16 protein-coding genes are annotated in these 15,457 nt (G+C 55.2%); 8 read left to right on the top strand and 8 right to left on the bottom strand.

Annotated features, from left to right (window positions below; genetic code table 11):
- The first annotated feature begins 3 nt into the window (after window positions 1-3).
- The 4 genes from ACR0CW_RS03350 (at window position 4) to ACR0CW_RS03365 (ending at window position 2,457) form a co-directional block, all read left to right on the top strand.
- A complete protein-coding gene (locus ACR0CW_RS03350) occupies window positions 4-375 on the top strand; it encodes an RNA-binding S4 domain-containing protein (protein ID WP_170332844.1) in 372 nt (123 codons plus the stop codon).
- Window positions 376-439: 64 nt separating this feature from the next.
- The gene (gene fdxA, locus ACR0CW_RS03355; RefSeq protein WP_155143479.1) at window positions 440-778 is read left to right on the top strand and encodes a ferredoxin FdxA; all 339 of its coding nucleotides are present in this window, start codon (window positions 440-442) and stop codon (window positions 776-778) included.
- A 281-nt stretch (window positions 779-1,059) separates the two neighbouring features.
- Window positions 1,060-1,572, top strand: a complete 513-nt coding sequence (locus ACR0CW_RS03360) for a CarD family transcriptional regulator (RefSeq protein ID WP_155143480.1) — start codon at window positions 1,060-1,062, stop codon at window positions 1,570-1,572.
- A gap of 123 nt (window positions 1,573-1,695) precedes the next feature.
- Entirely contained in the window at window positions 1,696-2,457 is a 762-nt protein-coding gene (locus ACR0CW_RS03365; protein ID WP_480786816.1) for an ion channel, read from the top strand.
- Here ACR0CW_RS03365 and cobS read toward each other — a convergent pair.
- Complete coding sequence (gene cobS / locus ACR0CW_RS03370) at window positions 2,454-3,218, bottom strand: adenosylcobinamide-GDP ribazoletransferase (RefSeq protein WP_480786817.1); 765 nt, start codon at window positions 3,216-3,218, stop codon at window positions 2,454-2,456. The two genes, ACR0CW_RS03365 and cobS, sit on opposite strands and share 4 nt — an antisense overlap.
- Before the next feature lie 79 nt (window positions 3,219-3,297).
- Here cobS and cobT point away from each other — a divergent pair, with 79 nt between their 5' ends.
- Window positions 3,298-4,308: a nicotinate-nucleotide--dimethylbenzimidazole phosphoribosyltransferase gene (cobT, locus tag ACR0CW_RS03375; protein ID WP_170332848.1), complete on the top strand. Its 1,011-nt coding sequence runs from the start codon at window positions 3,298-3,300 to the stop codon at window positions 4,306-4,308.
- A 31-nt stretch (window positions 4,309-4,339) separates the two neighbouring features.
- On the opposite strand, the gene ACR0CW_RS03380 is transcribed toward cobT, so the two are convergent.
- Both ACR0CW_RS03380 and ACR0CW_RS03385 read right to left on the bottom strand, forming a co-directional pair.
- A complete protein-coding gene (locus ACR0CW_RS03380; RefSeq protein WP_155143486.1) occupies window positions 4,340-6,223 on the bottom strand; it encodes a monovalent cation:proton antiporter-2 (CPA2) family protein in 1,884 nt (627 codons plus the stop codon).
- 19 nt (window positions 6,224-6,242) lie between these two features.
- Entirely contained in the window at window positions 6,243-6,698 is a 456-nt protein-coding gene (locus tag ACR0CW_RS03385; RefSeq protein ID WP_155143488.1) for an Lrp/AsnC family transcriptional regulator, read from the bottom strand.
- Window positions 6,699-6,844: 146 nt separating this feature from the next.
- On the opposite strand from ACR0CW_RS03385, the gene hppD reads away from it, so the two are divergent.
- Window positions 6,845-7,942 (top strand): 4-hydroxyphenylpyruvate dioxygenase, encoded by a 1,098-nt coding sequence (gene hppD / locus ACR0CW_RS03390; protein ID WP_480786818.1) that lies wholly within the window; start codon window positions 6,845-6,847, stop codon window positions 7,940-7,942.
- On the opposite strand, the gene ACR0CW_RS03395 is transcribed toward hppD, so the two are convergent.
- Together ACR0CW_RS03395 and ACR0CW_RS03400 are read right to left on the bottom strand one after the other, a co-directional pair.
- The gene (locus ACR0CW_RS03395; RefSeq protein WP_480786819.1) at window positions 7,939-8,577 is read right to left on the bottom strand and encodes a class I SAM-dependent methyltransferase; all 639 of its coding nucleotides are present in this window, start codon (window positions 8,575-8,577) and stop codon (window positions 7,939-7,941) included. The genes hppD and ACR0CW_RS03395 overlap by 4 nt on opposite strands.
- Window positions 8,570-10,588, bottom strand: a complete 2,019-nt coding sequence (locus ACR0CW_RS03400; protein WP_480786820.1) for a hypothetical protein — start codon at window positions 10,586-10,588, stop codon at window positions 8,570-8,572. The genes ACR0CW_RS03395 and ACR0CW_RS03400 overlap by 8 nt, the downstream gene beginning before the upstream one ends.
- A gap of 164 nt (window positions 10,589-10,752) precedes the next feature.
- Between ACR0CW_RS03400 and ACR0CW_RS03405 the strand changes: the two genes are divergently transcribed.
- Entirely contained in the window at window positions 10,753-11,448 is a 696-nt protein-coding gene (locus ACR0CW_RS03405) for an SIMPL domain-containing protein (protein ID WP_155143495.1), read from the top strand.
- A 2-nt stretch (window positions 11,449-11,450) separates the two neighbouring features.
- Here the strand turns inward: ACR0CW_RS03405 and ACR0CW_RS03410 are convergent, their stop codons facing one another.
- From ACR0CW_RS03410 to ACR0CW_RS03420, 3 genes are all read right to left on the bottom strand, one after another.
- Complete coding sequence (locus ACR0CW_RS03410; RefSeq protein WP_480786821.1) at window positions 11,451-12,161, bottom strand: GNAT family N-acetyltransferase; 711 nt, start codon at window positions 12,159-12,161, stop codon at window positions 11,451-11,453.
- A 4-nt stretch (window positions 12,162-12,165) separates the two neighbouring features.
- Complete coding sequence (locus ACR0CW_RS03415; RefSeq protein WP_155143498.1) at window positions 12,166-13,458, bottom strand: O-acetylhomoserine aminocarboxypropyltransferase/cysteine synthase family protein; 1,293 nt, start codon at window positions 13,456-13,458, stop codon at window positions 12,166-12,168.
- 73 nt (window positions 13,459-13,531) lie between these two features.
- Window positions 13,532-14,527 carry a hypothetical protein gene (locus ACR0CW_RS03420; protein WP_480786822.1) on the bottom strand — a complete coding sequence of 332 codons (996 nt, stop codon included), beginning with the start codon at window positions 14,525-14,527 and terminating at the stop codon, window positions 13,532-13,534.
- Window positions 14,528-14,684: 157 nt separating this feature from the next.
- Here ACR0CW_RS03420 and ACR0CW_RS03425 point away from each other — a divergent pair, with 157 nt between their 5' ends.
- On the top strand, window positions 14,685-15,317 hold the full coding sequence (locus tag ACR0CW_RS03425; RefSeq protein WP_480786823.1) for a cupin domain-containing protein: 633 nt from the start codon (window positions 14,685-14,687) through the stop codon (window positions 15,315-15,317).
- Window positions 15,318-15,457: the final 140 nt, after the last annotated feature.

Raw genomic sequence — 15,457 nt, forward strand, 5'->3', positions numbered from 1 at the left:
ACTATGGCCGAAGCACAGGCCAAGCTGCGAATTGACAAATGGTTGTGGCAGGCGCGGTTCTTTAAAACCCGCAGCCTGGCTGCCAAACAGGTTAGCGGCGGTCATGTGCGTGTAAACGGAAACCGGGTGCTGAAGCCAGCTCAGGCTGTGGCGCCCGGCGACGTTCTGACCTTTCCGCAAGGACGCATCGTCCGGGTCGTGCGCGTCGAAAAACTAGGGGAACGACGAGGTCCAGCGCCCGAAGCGCAAACGTTGTACTTCGATATGACGGAAAAGAAGGACACGCCGCCCAAGAACCCGGGGTTTGAGGGAAAAGGTCGTCCAACCAAGAAAGATCGGCGGGCACTTGATCTTTCTCGCACCCAGGAAGGCTGATCCTATCTTGAAGACAGGGTCAGACTGGATTAGCTAAACGCCAAACCGCAAACTGGAAATAACCATGACTTATGTTGTCACCGAAAACTGCATCGCCTGCAAATACACCGACTGCGTCGAAGTTTGCCCGGTGGACTGTTTCTACGAAGGTGAAAACACACTGGTCATTCATCCCGATGAATGCATCGATTGCGGAGTATGCGAACCGGAATGCCCGGCAGATGCGATCCGTCCCGATACCGAGCCTGGGATGGAAACGTGGGTCGAGTTCAACCGCAAATTCGCTGAACAGTGGCCTGTCATCGTTACCAAAAAGGATCCTCTGCCAGAAGCTGAGGAACGTGATGGCGAAGAAGGTAAGATGGAGAAGTACTTCTCCGAAGCGCCGGGCGAGGGCGGCTGAGCGATTCGCCAGGTCAAATTGACCTAAATCTGGCACGATTGTGCTGTAACCCGTTGGAAACGTGGCGATTGTCTAAAATTGCCAGTGCGTAACCTTTCGGGTGTCGCTTTTTTGTGATATACTTAACTCTTACATGATGACCGAGATGGGATGCGCTCCGTAAGTATGCTCGCTTTGGGGTTCTAAATTTTTGACAATATAGCCGCCTGACGGGGCCTGACCGGTCCCGCTTGTGGTTTTTTGTCGCCTCTGTCCCGCTCTTCAACCAAGGATACACGTGAATGACAAAGTCGAAAAAGCTTGAGTTCCGCCCGAACGACTATGTTGTCTACCCCGCACATGGCGTGGGTCAGATCATCTCGATCGAAGAACAAGAAGTTGCGGGATTCTCGCTTGAGCTATTCGTCATCTCTTTTGAGAAAGACAAGATGACGTTGCGCGTGCCGACCAACAAGGTGACCGAATCCGGCCTTCGCTCGCTGAGCTCACCGGATGTGATCAGCCAGGCGATGAAAACGCTCAAGGGTAAAGCCAAGGTCAAACGCGCAATGTGGTCGCGTCGTGCTCAGGAATATGAGCAGAAGATCAACTCGGGCGATCTGATCTCGATTGCCGAAGTGGTCCGTGATCTGCACCGCACCGATGACCAGCGCGAACAGAGCTATTCCGAGCGCCAGTTGTACGAAGCCGCTCTGGAGCGTTTGACGCGTGAAGTGGCTGCCGTTTCCGGCGCCGACGAAATCTCTGCTGCCAAGCAGGTCGACGAAGTACTGATGTCGCGCGCTGCCGCCTGATATCGCTGCACTTTAGTTTGAGGCCGCTCCAGTTTTGGGGCGGCCTTTTTTGTACCGTGTCGCTTGGTCTGAAAACGGTTTTTCGTTATTTTCCAGAAAGGTGAAGCCGAAATCGGGTCTTGGATGAAGCAAACGGTCAAATTCCTGTACATAGGCAAGGAACCGATCTCGATCCGGTTCCGCTACCTTCTGATCCTGTTTGACGCAGCGACGATCGTATTCTTTGTTGCAACCGCGCATGTGCCGCACGGCCCTGGCTTGATCGCAGCAAGTTGGGCCGTAGGGCTGGTAATCCTCTTGGATTTTTCTGCACGAATGTGGATCGCCAAAGACAGATGGAAACTGCTGCGGCAGATTTATACCCTTGCTGACATCGTGGTAATTGTTTCCCTGATCCTGGACCCGTTCCTTACTGGAAGCTTGGCGTTCCTCAGGATATTGCGTGCCCTGCGGTTGATCCATTCCTATCATCTGCTCAGAGATCTTCGGAGGGACAGCAGTTTTTTCAGAACTCACGAAGACGCTGTGATAGCTGCGATAAACCTGCTCGTTTTTGTATTTGCCACTTCAACAGCAGTGCTGGTTTTTTTCATTCCGGATGATAGCAAGACGCCTTATATCGACGCACTGTATTTTACGATGGCGACGCTGACGACAACAGGGTTCGGGGACATCACGCTGCCCAGCCCGGGGGGTAAACTGTTCTCGGTATTCATCATGGTGGTCGGCGTTGCGCTATTCGTACGCCTCGCGCAGGCTATTTTCATGCCTCAAAAGGTTCGTCACAAATGCCCCAGCTGCGGGCTTTACAGGCATGATCCGGACGCCGTGCATTGCAAACACTGTGGCGAGACCTTGCGTATTGAAACCGGCGGTGTGGCTTAGATCAGTGCTGCCAGGGTAAGTAGAAACGTGATTTCACTGATCTGTTGGGATGCGCCGAGAATATCGCCTGTCTGACCGCCAATCTTGGCCTTTGCGATGACTGCCAGAATGCCAGCTGCCATTAGTGCGCACAGGGCTGGTAACAACGCGAGCTTTCCAATCAGCAGCAATGCCAGAATTACGGCTATCCCCAACCCGGAAACAACGGCAAGGGATGAGGGCGCGCCCACGCTGTGACTCAGTCCCGATTTCCGGGCGTTTGGCAACGCGCTCATCAGCAAGGGCATCGAGGCACGGGAAACAACGCAAGCTGCCAGTATGCCGGTCAAAGCGCCATTATTCAGCAAAACCATGACCGCTGATATGCGCAGCAATTGCGCGATACCCAACGCCAGCACACCATACGTACCAATATGGCTGTCTTTCATGATCTCAAGACGGCGTTCGACGGTGAAACCGCCCCATAGCCCGTCGAAGGTATCCGCCAGCCCGTCTTCATGCATGGCCCCGGTCGTGGCAACCAGTACTGCGACCAATAGGGTCGCGCATGCCAGAACAGGTAGGTTCAAGGCCATGGCCAACCAGCCGATGGCGCAGGCAATCAAACCAACGACCAGGCCGCTTAGGGGAAAGGCCCATGCCGCTTGTGCCTGACGGGTAAAAACCTGCTCAGGCAAACGTGGCAGCGGCAAACGCGTCAGCAGAACCAGCGCCAGCGGAATATCCCACGCGGAAAACGGGGTGGTGTCGTTTTTGTGCACTCCCAGGCCTTTCAGGGTCTTGTCGGTTTGCTTGCTTCGGTTAAACACGCAGGACCACTCTGATGCAACGAGGCTTTGAATGCTGCCCGAACTGAATGATCTGAATACGTTCCGGGAAGCCCTGAAAGGGGCGCCTGGACCTGACGAGTCCGCCCTGCAGGGCGCAACAGACCGCAATGGTCAATTGACCAAGCCACCCGGAGCATTGGGCAGGCTTGAGGATCTGGCGATCTGGTATGCAGGCTGGCGTGGGGATGCCCGGCCGCAGATCTCGTCGCCACAAGTCATCGTGTTTGCAGGAAACCACGGAGTGACGGCGCAAGGGGTGTCTGCGTTTCCGTCAGAAGTGACAGTGCAGATGGTCATGAACTTCCAACACGGTGGTGCGGCGATCAATCAACTTGCGAAAGCCGCAGGTGCCAAGATGGATGTGCATGCGCTTGAACTGGATCGCCCGACTGCTGATTTCACCAAAGAAGCGGCGATGAGCGAGCAGGAGTTGCTCGAAGCGCTGCGTACCGGCTGGAACGCAGTGGACGCCGGGGCGGATCTTCTGGTCGTTGGTGAAATGGGCATCGGCAATACCACCCCCGCAGCGGCAATCGCGTGTGCATTGTTCGGCGGTGATGCTGCTGATTGGACCGGGCGTGGTACTGGTGTCGATGATGCAGGTCTTGCCAATAAAACACGGGTTGTGGCCGAAGGTGTGGCGCTGCATGGCAGCTCTGATGGTCTGGAAGTTCTGCGCTGTCTTGGCGGGCGCGAAATTGCCGCCATGGCAGGAGCAATTGCCGCGGCACGCGTGTTGCGTATCCCTGTTGTTCTTGATGGCTTCATATGTTCTGCGGCTGCGGCGTGTTTGGCGCAGGTTTCGGACAACGCTCTGGACCACACCGTAGCAGGCCACCAGAGCGCTGAGGGCGCCCATGGTGCCGTTTTGGCCAAACTGGGTAAGGAACCCCTTCTGAGCCTTGGTTTGCGTCTGGGCGAAGGATCGGGCGGAGCCTTGGCCATCAACATCGTCAAAAGTGCGGTCGCCTGCCATTCAGGCATGGCAACGTTCGCTGAAGCAGGTGTTTCAGACGGATAAACGCCAGTCCTGATCCAAGGAACGCCTTGGGTCAGGCAGACTTTTTGGCGTGTTCTTCGGCCAGTTCCAGCAACGCGGTTTCCAGATCCTTTTCAAGTTTCTGGGCGCGCTCAATGTACTTCTTGTTCTCAGCCGTAGGCATCCCGGGAATCCATAGTTCCGCCAGATCACGGATCGATTTCCGGTCATGATGGTAGAAGGTCTGCTCGGCCTGCGCGGCTTCGTATTCACTCAGACCAATATTCTCGAGAACATAGCGCCCCGCACGCAATGAGCTGTCAAACATCTCGCGAACGATGTCATTTGCGCCAGCCTGATACAGTTCGTAGACGTGGTTACGATCATGTGCGCGTGCCACGATATGCAGATCGGGCCGTTGGCGCCGCGCATAGCCGACAAGGCGGGTGACCTGCTTGCGATCATCCATCGCTGCAACCAGTACCGCAGCCTTTTCAATGCCTGCTGCGCGCAATAGTTCTGGGCGAGTGGGATCGCCCAGAAACCCTTTGACCCCAAAGCGCCGCATCAATTGGATCGTCTCGATGTTGTGGTCGAGAACAACCGTTTTGAAGCCACTCGCCTGCACCAGCCGGTTTACGATCTGACCGAAACGACCAATACCTGCGATGATCACCGGTCCCTTTTCGTCGATAGTGTCCGCCTCGACCTTTGGGCTGCTGTCTCCGATATAGCGAGAAACCATATCGTAGATGATGAACAGCAGAGGCGTGATCAGCATTGTCAGTGCGATGATCATCAGCAGCTTTTGTGACAGTCCGGGCGGAATGACATTCTGTTGTGTCGAGAAGGCGAGCAGCACAAATCCAAATTCACCAGCCTGCGCCAGCCCAAGTGTAAAGAGCCAGTGATCGCGTCCCCGCAGCTTGAACGCACGGCCAACGATAAACAGGATGATGCCCTTGGCCAGAATAACTAACAGGGCCAAACCGATCAGGTCGAACGGGTCGGCAAAGAAGTAACCGACGTCGATACCGGCCCCGACGGTGATGAAAAATAACCCGAGCAGCAGGCCTTTGAACGGCTCAAGGTCACTCTCCATTTCGTGCCGGAATTCAGAGCTCGCCAGAACGACACCCGCCAAAAAAGCGCCCAAAGCCGGTGAGAGCCCCACCAAGGTCATCAGGAACGAGATGCCGACCACAATCACCAGGGCAAGTGCGGTATACATCTCGCGCAGGTGGGTGGCGTGGATGAAACGGAATAGGGGGCGGGTCAGATAGATGCCGGCGAGCACAACAAAAGCGACGGCACCGATTGTGACCAAAGTAACGGCCCACCCGGGCAGACCTTCGACCAGCGAAAGGGCGTGATGTGCGTCTGCGCCATGCGCCGCATCGCCACCGCGGTCGATCGAGCCATCATCCTCGATATGAATGCTGGCAGGCAGCGCCAGCAATGGCAGAAATGCAAGGATCGGAATGACCGCAATGTCCTGTGTCAGCAGCACTGAAAAGGTAGCTCGACCGCCGTTTGTTTGCATCAGACCCTTTTCTGAAAGGGTTTGAAGAACGATTGCAGTTGATGAGAGTGACAGAGTTAAGCCTACCGCCAACGCAACAGACCAGGGTTGTCCGGTATAGATCGCAACGGCTGCGATCACGATGGTAGACATAGCCACCTGCAGCCCGCCCAAGCCCAACAGCTTGTCACGCATGTCCCATAAGGCGCGCGGTTCAAGCTCCAGACCAATCAGGAACAGCATCATGACGACGCCGAATTCTGCAACATGCTGCAGGCTTTCGGTTTCTGCACCTACCAAGCCAAGAATAGGTCCAATCGCGATACCCGCCGCCAGATACCCCAGCACGGACCCCAATCCCAAGCGCGCCGACAAAGGTACGGCTATGACTGCCGCTGCCAGGTAAATCGTGGCTTGGTAGAGGAATTCTTCCATAGTGGTTCTTTCTTGATTTTCAGGTCGGCAACGGGGCGTCGCGCTTGAGTTGGTCCATGACGATCTGGCTTTGCACACGCGCCACTGCAGGATGCGGCAGGATCACCTCATGAAGCAAGCGGTTGAGGGCGGAAAGGTCGTCGCAGTAGACGTGCAGCAGATAATCTGCCTCACCTGTCATCGTCCAGGCGCTCGTAATCTCACTGCGGCTGTCGACCATACGGGCAAAGCTTGCGGATTGGTCAGGGCCATGCGTGCCGAGATGTACCTGAATGAAGCCCTGAACCTGCAAGCCCAGCTTGAGTGGGTCCAGACGGGCGGCATATCCAGTTATGTACCCATCAGCTTCAAGCCTTTGTCTTCGGCGGCCCGCCTGACTGGGCGAGAGATTCAGTAATTCGCCCAATTGATGTGCCGTAAGGTGAGCGTCTTTTTGAAGTGCTGACAGCAGACGTGTATCGGTGGCATCCAGCATATGCGGAGAATTCCCGGTTTTCTATCAATGTGTGCGGCAATCGCGCGCGTAATCATAGATTACACGAAAACAATGCGCAGAAACAGCACCAGTTAAAGCGTATTTTTGAATCAGCAAAGAAATTCCTGTTTTGGAGGAGACGCGCCATGGGTCCTTTCCCGCATAACGCCCCGAAATCAACGATCAGTGAAGAAAACCCAGCCGGCACCGATGGCTTTGAATTTGTCGAGTTCGCGCACCCGGAACCGCAGGAACTGCGTGACTTGTTTGCAAAGATGGGATTCGAACTGGTTGCGCATCACAAGGATAAGCCCGCCGTTGAGCTTTGGCAGCAGGGTGATGTGACTTACATCCTGAATGCCGACCCCGAGAGCTTTGCCGCAAAGTTCGTCGCAGATCATGGTCCTTGCGCCCCGGCGATGGGCTGGCGTGTTGTCGATGCCCAAAAGGCTTATGAGCACGCAATTTCAAAGGGGGCAGAACCTTATGATGGCGCGGATAAGACCATCAATGTTCCAGCGATCAAAGGCATCGGTGGATCGCTGATCTACTTCATCGATCAGTATTATGAAACGTCACCCTACAATCAGGAGTTCGAGTGGCTCAAGCAATCGAAGCCACGCGGGGATGGTTTCTACTATCTCGATCACCTGACCCACAACGTCTACAAAGGAAACATGGACAAGTGGTTCCGTTTCTATGGCGATCTGTTCAACTTCCGCGAAATCCGGTTCTTTGACATTCAGGGCAAATTCACGGGTCTATACAGCCGTGCCTTAACCTCGCCGTGTGGTCGTATCCGCATTCCAATTAATGAGGATCGGGGTGAAACCGGGCAAATCGTGGCGTATCTCAAGAAGTACAACGGCGAGGGCATTCAGCATATCGCGGTTGGTAGTGACGATATCTATGAATCCACCGATGCGATTGCGGAGAAGGGTCTGAAGTTCATGCCCGGCCCGAACGAAGCCTACTATGACATGTCGTTCGACCGGGTTTCGGGTCATGACGAACCCAAAGACCGCATGATGAAGCACGGTATCCTGATCGATGGCGAAGGTGTCGTTGATGGAGGCGAGACCAAGATTCTGCTCCAGATCTTTTCGAAGACCGTGATTGGCCCGATCTTCTTTGAATTCATCCAGCGCAAGGGCGATGACGGTTTCGGTGAAGGTAACTTCAAAGCCCTTTTCGAATCCATCGAGCGCGAGCAGATTGAATCAGGTGAAATCTCGGCTGCTTAACAGCCTGGCTGCAAATGAAACTCCGGCGCGTCCAACACCAGCCAGGTCCAAGTGACCCCGGCGCGCCGGTTTGCTGGCTGGATAGATCCAGTCTCAGACCGATGGCGTACGTCAAATCCGCTTTGCACCGCTACTTCCGTGATCAGATCAGCCGATACTGAGAACCCGGGACGAGATGCAGGGCAGGGACCATGTCGAAGAGACAGGATCATGCGTCCGGATAGTTTCAGCAGGCTTGCAAGCGTTTCGATGGCAACTGCTTGATCGGTAGGTGCCAAATGATGAAGGACCCCGATGGCAAGAACGGTATCGAAATCCCCTTTGCTGAAACCTATGCCACTGAGCGTCGGCAGTCTGCCATCGTCCCATGACACGTTCCTGCTCGGATAGCCGTTTTGCCCATGATCCCGGAATGTCTTGGCAGGTTCTACCGCTGCTACCTGACATCCGCGCGAAGCCAGCCATGCCGCGTTTGTGCCGATACCCGCACCGACATCAAGCACTTTGCCTGTGTCAGGTAGAAACTCAGCGACTGGTGCCAGAACATCTTCGGGACATAGCTGCCCATAAGCCTCAATCAGGTAGGGCGCTTCAATCTCATAACCATGGATGACCTGATCCGCGTAGTCAGCCACGAGGCATTTTCAACGTCACACTACGCCCGCGTTTCTGGTAGCGCAGTTCGCTGTCACCGATGGCGATTACTTTGCCACCATCGACCCGGTCCCCAACTTTCAGCTTTTTGTAGCGTCCACTGGGAAGCCGGACCAATGCGCGTCGATTTGCAGGTGTGCCATACACCCCGATCAGGTTGAGTTTTCGCAGGTTCAGCGCATTGTCCAGCGTCGCTTGCCGGGCGACAGAGGCTGTTGTCGGGATTTTGGGTGCAACGGATTTCGGCTGAAATGTTCCAGCTTCTTCACTCGATTGTGCAACAGCAGCCGTCGAACCCAACGGGGCTGTACCTGTGCTTGCTTTCCTCGAGGCAATCACTGCGATTGAGGCTGGTCGGATCTTAGGGCGAGGGACTCTTACAACGGCCAAGGCTGTTGGGGTATGGTCAACCTTTGGCGTATCTTGCAGTGATTCGGGGCGTAACTTGGGGCGTAGCACGGCCAGTTCTTCGAGAGACCGCCCACCAAGTTGCTGCCGCTCAAATTGCTCAATCAGATCGCCGGGGCGGGCTCGGGGGCGTGTGTCGGCCAACACATCGACTTCCTCGATCACATCAGGATCGGTTTCGAAACGCACCGGTACTTCTGGCGGGACTTTGGAAGGGCGACCAAGATACACGACGATGCCATCCGGGTTCAGCGTGCCCTCTGCGGTAGGGATCACCAAGCCCCGGTCGTCAAATTCGAAACGGGTACCTGCGACGCTGGATTGCCCGGCTTGCTCGAACGGAAGATCGGTATCAAAGCTCTCAACAGGAGGCAGGGCGACAGCATCCTGAGACAGGTCCGAACGATCAATCGAGGCAAGGTAAAGCTCTTCGGGTTCCTCCAGCGATGGCGCGGTCGGTGCTTGCGGAGGTGTAGGAGCCAACCCGGTGACTTCATAAAAGACCTCTTCACTCTCAGGATCCCGAGCGACCTGTTCGACCGGTTGAGGTTCGATATTCAGGGCTTCCAGAATCGCAGTGTCAGTCGCGGTCAGTTCCAGTTCTTCATCGGGGGCGACGTTTTCGAGCTCTGTTTCCGCCGGCAGAGCGATTTGCGTTTCAGGTTCGGGGACGGGGGGTGAAATGGTTTCTTGGGGCTCGGTGGTTGTGACGACCTGTTCCTGAGGTGTCTCTTCCTGTGACAAATCCGAAATCGCTTCGGCTTCGTCGCCTTCGGAGCCTGTCAAAGTCCATGCGCCTACGGCCACACCAACTGCGACGACAGCAGCGGCCAAAGGGATCAGTTGCTTTGGACGTTTGGTTGATGTCCCGGCAGATGCAGGAACATCAGAAGTAATCTCTGGCGATCGAAACACGTCCGGGTCGGCAGTTCCTGCGATTGGGTGAGCAGTTGGGGCAGCCGGATCTTCTGAATCAGTGCTTTCGACTTCCAACACAGGCGATGCTTTTGTGGTTTCGGTCGGTTCGGACGGAATGACCGGCACGGTTTCAGTTGGTTCGGGTGAGGTTTCCGACTCGATTGAGTCCGCGCTTGCCTCCGTCAGCCTTGCAGCATCAGAAAGCAGATACTCTGATATGGAACCCTCTTTCGATTCCAGATCGTTGGCGGTGAAGGTTGTTGGGATAAATCCATGACCCATCGCGAAGGAACGGGCTTCTTCGATTGTTTCCTTGGCCACCGCCGCAATACGGACCGAGTCTCCCTGCTGCTGTGTCGCAAACTCCAATTCAGCCAGCGAATATGGTGTTTCGGACGTCAGGGTTTTTGCCACCTTCTGATCCAGATCTTCAGGGCTTAAGCCCTCAGCATCCAAGGTGAGATACTTTACCTGATCTGAAGGAATGACCACTTTGCAGCTCAGGTCATTCTCAAGTGCGAATCCCTGTTCGCGCAGCGCCTGCATGCGGTCATTCAGATCAGGTGCATCAACCGGAACAGTTCCCACACAAAACCATTCGCCATCTGAGTGATGGTGTAAGGTAATCCCGGTATCATCAAAAGACAGCGCGAAGGCGGGTTTCATAATCTGGCAGAACCATATTTGTCAGAATTCGCGCAAACGCGCTTGCGTCTGCCCTCTGAGATTAAAGCAGGAACCCGCCGAGGGAAAGGAAAAGGCAAAATCTCCCCTTGTCCGGCAAAGGCTTGCCAACCCATGTATAGGATAAGGCAAAAGGAGGGATCACCTTGAAGACACTTGCTTTTCTGGCCGCGATGATGGCGGCGACCTCGGTTGGGATGGCGCATGCGGAAGAACGTCGCATCACCGTTAGCGGAACGGGAACTGCGTTGGCGGAACCAGATATGGCGACCATCACCCTGGGCGTGACGAATGAGAATGCGCAGGCATCTGATGCAATGAAGGCGACGTCTGACGCAGTCGCTCAAATTTTGGCACGGCTGAATGACATGGGGATCGAGGCGCGCGATGTGCAAACCCGTGATCTGTCATTGTCGCCGGTTTGGGCAGGGCGTCACAATCCTGACGGTGAGGCCCCGAAAATCTCTGGGTTTGTAGCATCCAATCGCGTTTTTGTCCGGGTGCGGGATCTGAGTAACCTGGGTGAGATCATGGATGCCGTGATTCGGGACGGTGCCAACGATTTTGGCGGCCTCAGCTTTGATGTGCAGGAACCGAAACCGCTGGAGGCCAAAGCGCGTGCCGAGGCGGTAGCCGATGCAACCGCCAAGGCAGAACAGCTTGCGCAAGCAGCCGGGATCACATTGGGGTCTGTTGTGTCGATCACGGATCAGGGCGGCGGTGCGCGCCCAATGATGCAGATGCGCGAAATGAGTTTTGCCGATGCAGGATCAGTTCCGGTGGCGGGCGGCGAAGTTGGGGTTTCGGTCAATATCTCGATGGTCTTCGAGATATCCGAATAAACTTACGTCTGTGCGCGGGCCATCAATGACTGACGTTGTTGGCCCGACGCATCAAAGTTGTCGGGCTCAAGCCATGTTTCGAACGCATCCCGGACACGTGGCCATTCACTATCGATGATCGAATACCAGGCAGTATCTCTGTTCCGACCTTTGTAGTGTGTCGCCTGACGGAATGTGCCCTCGAAGGTAAAGCCCAAACGTTCTGCCGCGTTGCGAGACGGGGCATTCAACGCATCACATTTCCACTCGTACCGACGATAGCCCAGTTCATCAAAAACCCGGCGCATCATCAGATACATGGTTTCAGTCGACATAGGAGTGCGTTGGAGGAGAGGTGAGAAATGGATGTGGCCAACCTCGATTGAGCCAGCTGCCGGTGCAATTCTGAGATATGACGCAAGACCAACTGGCGTCTCGTCTCGATCCAGTACAGTGTGGAACATCGGGTCAGCATCGGCACAGTTGGCTCGAACCCAGTCTTCAAACTCAAGCTCAGCACCGAATGGCCCATAAGGCAGGTAGGTCCAATTGTGACCGTCAGCGTCTTGCGCAAACGCCCGGTAAAGTCCGGGCGAATGCCGATTTATGTCCAGTGGCACGACGGTGCAGAACCGACCTTCCATCGGTGTGTATGGTGGCGTCGGGCGCGGGAAATCGCCCGATACCGGCGACCCGATAGGTTGACCCAGTTCGTTGGTGTCGTGCTTTGCCATCGTATCAGGCGCTGGCTTTGGACAGGGCCTGATCCAGATCGGCGATCAGGTCATCTGCATCTTCGATGCCAATCGAAACGCGAACCACGTTCGGGCCTGCGCCTGCAGCCTCTTGCTGTTCCGGTGACAGCTGGCGGTGCGTCGTTGATGCAGAGTGAATGATCAGCGACCGGGCATCACCCAAATTGGCCACATGGCTGAAGATTTCGAGCGCGTTCACCAGTTTGACGCAAGAGTCGTAACCACCTTTGACGGCGAAGGTGAACAAAGCGCCCGCGCCTTTGGGGTAATTCTTTTTGACCCGATCATGATAGGGCGATGATGGCAGGCCCGCATAGGTTACATAATCGACGCGATCATCTGCTTCGAGCCAAGCCGCGATTTTCTGAGCATTCTCTACGTGACGCTCCATCCGCAAGCTGAGAGTTTCGATGCCCATCAATGTATAATGGGCCGCTTGCGGGTTCATGGTCATCCCAAGATCGCGCAATCCGATCGCGATACCATGGAAGGTGAAGGCAAGCGGGCCAAATGTCTCGTGAAACTTGAGACCGTGATAGGCCGTTTCAGGCTCGCTGAGGGATGGGAACTTGTCGTTGGCCGACCAGTCGAACTTGCCCGAATCCACGATGCAGCCGCCGGTGACGGTGCCATTGCCGGTCAGGTATTTGGTGGTCGAATGCACAACCAGTGTCGCGCCGTGTTCGATCGGGCGGCACAGATATGGTGTGGCCGAGGTGTTGTCGACGATCAGCGGAATTCCGGCATCGTCGGCCACATCTGCCAGTGAGCGAATGTCGGTGACATACCCGCCCGGGTTGGCGATGGATTCGCAGAAAACCGCACGCGTGTTTTCGTCAATTGCGGCTTTCACGGCATCCAGATCGTCCGTGTCCACGAACTTGGCTTCCCAACCGAACCGTTTGATGGTCTGGCTGAACTGCGTGACCGTGCCCCCGTATAGACGGGTCGAGGCAACAACATTGCATCCCGGACCCATCAGAGGGAACAGGGCCATGATTTGCGCAGCATGACCTGAGGAACAGCAGACCGCACCAACGCCCCCTTCAAGTGTCGCCACACGTTCCTGCAATACTGCAACGGTCGGGTTGGTCAGGCGGGAGTAGATGTATCCAACTTCCTGCAGATTGAACAACGCGGCTGCGTGTTCGGCATCACGGAAGACATACGCTGTCGTCTGATAGATGGGTGTCTGCCGCGCTCCGGTCGCCGGATCAGGGCGGGCTCCGGCGTGGATTTGCAGGGTATCAAAGCCGTAAGTGGGGCCATCAGACATATTTTAATCTCCCGTTGGATTCTTCGCGTTGCTGAATCTCTAGGGCATTGCTGGTCCGCGCACAACGATCCCGTCAGCGCAGCCAAAGCCCCTTGGCCTTGATCGCCTTTCGTATGACCTGCTCTCGCTGAGGCAGATTATTGCGATCGAACATGTCTCTGATCTTTGAACCCTTGCCCTGTATCACCAGCCGCTTCATCGGATCATAGTTCTTTAGAACCTTCTTGATCTTGTTCGGTGCGGCGACGGTTTCCAGCACATCAATTACGTGATCGTTTTCGCGAGCGTAGAGCAAAGGGAACAGTCGATAGTGGCAACTCACAGAGCCATCGAGAAGACCGGGGGGGAGGGCGTCTCGCCCGCCACCGAAGGAATGTATGACTAAAGGCAATGCAGCCTGATCCAGCCACGGGTCTAGGTTCTGTCCGGTCAATTCGGGAATGTTCTCATCGCGAATGACGCGGGCATATTCCAGAAAGCGCTCTCCGAACAAGCGCGGGCATTTGTAGAAGAAATAGCCTGCGTTGAAATACAAATAGCGCCGCCAGTAATCCTCGGGCTGATCGGTATCCAACGAGCTTTCCAGATCCAGCCCGAACCTGCGATACAACGCGCTCCAGATGCCCTCATAGCTTGGCCCATACAGGGTCGGCTTGGGCCAGCTCCCCTCGACCTTCAGAGACGCACCAGGGCGATCAAAGTCAAAGGGTACGTCGGCCAATTCACCCGTGATCAACGTGTCGGTGTCAAAGAAAACAAATGGCTCGCCCTCGGGAAGCGCGCTGAGAGATTCGATTTTGTTTCCGTATGGATAGCTTTCCCCGAATACCTGCGATTCAAATGGCAGTATCTCGGCATCCAGTTGTTTCAGCGCTTTGAGGACATCGGGATTCTGGATGCTTGGATCGTGATGCCAGCGCGGCCCGGGTTGGGGAACGGCGACAAACAGCCGACCTTGGAAGTTCGGCGAAGAATAACGCAATGAGGCCGCAAACAGGACTGCCTCATATTGCAGTCGGTTGTTTTGCCCGACGATAATAATGTTAAACTTCGGGGGTTGCGCCTGCATTCACGTGCTTTCCGATTGGGTGCTTGTTGTTGCACTTAATTGCTCAAACGGGACTACAGCAACCTGCCCGGGGCGTCAAAACCCGTATTTCGAAACGGATTGATAATCGTAAATTTTGGGACATGTATTAACCAAGCCAATGATCAGGAGGTCGACCATGCGGGTCAACGCGGATTTCAGCAAACGAGTGGCAGTTCATTTCGACGACAATGAGTGGGTCGCTTCGCCGGCTGCAGGCGTCGAGCGAAAGATGCTGGATCGTATAGGGGATGAAGTGGCGCGCGCGACTACGATTGTAAGGTTTGCACCCGGCAGTGCCTTTGCGGCGCACACCCACGATGGGGGAGAAGAGTTTCTTGTCCTCGATGGTGTTTTTCAGGATGAAACCGGAGATTTCCCCGTTGGCAGCTATGTCCGCAATCCCCCCACCACCTCTCATACCCCGTCTGCAAGTGAAGGGGCGACAATTCTGGTTAAGCTGCACCAGTTTGACCCGGATGACCGTACTGAAATCCGCCGCTCGATAAATGGAGAGGGAACTGTTCGTCTGTTCAAGGATGACCGCGAGGACGTACAGGTGCAGAACTGGGCCGCAGGCGAGACTATAGATTTGGATGCCACCAAAGGGTTGGAAGTGTTCGTGGTCGAAGGCAGTTTTGCTGAAGATGGCGAAGAGTTTTTCGGATGGGATTGGCTGCGATTGCCGCCCGGGACGCAATCAAAAGCAGTAGCCGGAGTGGCAGGTGCGCGCGTGTGGGTCAAATCCGGGCACCTGAATGGCATGGTTTAGATCTCTTACTGCATCATAAACAGGCAGAATAGCCAGAAAACCGGGTCGAACAGCCCGGTTTTTTCATTTTTTGACCATTTGACAAATTTTACCAATTGATAAAAAATTTGTTTGTGGCAAGCTGGGGGCATAACAAACAT

Source organism: Ruegeria sp. CH6 (assembly GCF_056537005.1).